The sequence below is a fragment of the Mesorhizobium sp. M5C.F.Ca.IN.020.29.1.1 genome, from assembly GCF_003997375.1.
In the GTDB taxonomy this organism is placed as follows: domain Bacteria; phylum Pseudomonadota; class Alphaproteobacteria; order Rhizobiales; family Rhizobiaceae; genus Mesorhizobium; species Mesorhizobium wenxiniae.
This window is the reverse complement of the sequence record NZ_RZSW01000809.1, coordinates 1-2,004: the sequence shown is the minus strand read 5'-3', so window position 1 is coordinate 2,004 and position 2,004 is coordinate 1. Positions and strand designations below refer to the sequence as shown.

1 protein-coding gene and 2 pseudogenes are annotated in these 2,004 nt (G+C 61.3%); all 3 read right to left on the bottom strand.

Translation table 11 applies throughout. The features are described 5' to 3' along the window. Nucleotides 1-44: 44 nt before the first annotated feature. Nucleotides 45-252 (bottom strand): annotated as a pseudogene (locus tag EOA85_RS33805) (type II toxin-antitoxin system HicB family antitoxin). A 4-nt stretch (nucleotides 253-256) separates the two neighbouring features. Then, the gene (locus tag EOA85_RS33800; RefSeq protein WP_095521617.1) at nucleotides 257-457 is read right to left on the bottom strand and encodes a type II toxin-antitoxin system HicA family toxin; all 201 of its coding nucleotides are present in this window, start codon (nucleotides 455-457) and stop codon (nucleotides 257-259) included. Nucleotides 458-462: 5 nt separating this feature from the next. After that, nucleotides 463-2,004, bottom strand: a pseudogene (locus EOA85_RS33795) (vitamin B12-dependent ribonucleotide reductase); the annotation flags it as partial.

Here is a 2,004-nt window from a genome sequence, read left to right as displayed (position 1 = left end):
GTAGGGGATCGTTCTCCTCCTCCCAAGAAGAGAAGGCGGGGGCTTTACGCCTCTACATACTCCGCCAGGCTGTCACCTTTGGGCACATCCAGCCCATCGGCACGCAAACCTTCGATATGAAAGCGTATAGCGTCGCGAATTTCGATTTCCACCTCAGGCACCGTCGCGCCGGTCGCGACGCAGCCGGGTAGATACGGCACGTAAGCGGAAAAAATTATTGCCAGCCTTTTCGATCCCCACCGCGTAACGCATATCGTCACTCCTTTAAACCGGACTGCTTGAGGGTGCTATTAGGTGTTCCCGGTGCAACCTCTTCAGACGGCTTGCCGGCCACGGTGACGCGGCCGGCTTTGATTTCATGCTTATATTGGCGATGACTGCATTTGGTTGCAACCAGATACCAGCCGTCGGTTTCCAGCAGGCGAATGACTTCGCGGACCGTAAGCCGAGGTGGCATCTATCTCAGCTGCACCCGCTCGTCGAACCACACGTATCGCACTTCTCGCAGGTGCCGTTCCGCACCATGGTGAAGTTGTGGCATTCCGAGCATTCGTTACCGGTGTAGCCTTGCATCAGCGATTGCTGGCGCCGTGTCGCGGCAAGCGCCTTTGCCTCGGCGGCCTCCTGCGCGGCGGCGTCGGTGAACAGCGCCGAAGCCCCCGAAGCCTCGTCTGCGGCTTCCTCGTAGACGATGTCTTCGACCAGTTCCCTGGCCCGCTCCTCATAATCGCGCTTGTAGGCGATCGCTTCGTCGCTGGCCGGCTTCAGCGCCAGCACGTTGGAACCTGAGAACGCCGTCGGGGCAGAGCGGACAGGGGTTCCGGACGAGCCCGAACCGCCAAAGCCCTTGGGCTCGGCGCCCATACCCGACACCAGCTTGACCGGCGAGGCGCCGCGGGTTAGCCCCTTCGAGAACGGCGTCGCCTTGCCTTCGTTGATGCCGCGCCCGAGCGCTGTCTTGTCGAAATCCGACTGGTCGACATGAGCGAGATCGTGGCGCGCAAGATAGGACACGGCAAGCTCGCGGAACACATAGTCGAGGATCGACGTCGCGTTCTTGATCGCGTCGTTGCCCTGCACCATGCCGGCAGGTTCGAACTTGGTGAAGGTGAAGGCTTCGACATATTCCTCGAGCGGCACGCCATATTGCAGGCCGAGCGAGATGGCGATGGCGAAGTTGTTCATCATCGCCCGGAAGGCAGCACCTTCCTTGTGCATGTCGATGAAGATCTCGCCGAGGCGACCGTCGTCGAATTCGCCAGTGCGCAGATAGACCTTGTGGCCGCCGACGACCGCCTTCTGGGTATAGCCCTTGCGGCGGTTCGGCAGTTTCTCGCGGTCGCGGTAGAGGCGTTCGACGACGCGCTCAACGATCTTTTCGGTCACCTGCACGGCGCGCTGCGAGGCGGGTGCCGCGATCAGCTGCTCGATCGCCTCGTCCTCGTCGTCTTCGACGTCGGCAAGCAGCGAGGCGTTGAGCGGCTGGGAGAGCTTCGAGCCGTCACGATAAAGCGCGTTGGCCTTCAGCGCCAGCTTCCACGACAGCATGTAGGCGCCCTTGGCGTCTTCCACCGTCGCGTCGTTCGGCATGTTGATGGTCTTGGAAATGGCGCCGGAGATGAAGGGCTGGGCCGCCGCCATCATCTGGATGTGACTGTTGATCGACAGCGAACGCTTGCCGATCTTGCCGCACGGGCTGGCGCAGTCGAACACGGGCAGGTGTTCGGCCTTGAGGAACGGCGCGCCTTCCAGCGTCATCGCACCGCAGACGTGGATGTTGGCGGCCTCGATGTCCTTCTTCGAGAAGCCAAGGCCCGGCAGCATCTCGAACGAGAAATCGTTGAGCTGCTCGTCGGTGAAGCCAAAGGTCTCCTTCACCCAGTCCGCACCCAGCGTCCACTGGTTGAAGACGAACTTGATGTCGAACGCCGACTTCAATGCCGCATTGAGTGCCGCGATCTTGTCGTCCGTAAAACCCTTGGCCTTGAGTGAGCCGGGGTTGAC

Excerpts from the sequence above, each read along its gene's own strand:
- EOA85_RS33800 (WP_095521617.1), bottom strand. The coding sequence starts at position 457 with ATGCCACCTCGGCTTACGGTCCGCGAAGTCATTCGCCTGCTGGAAACC.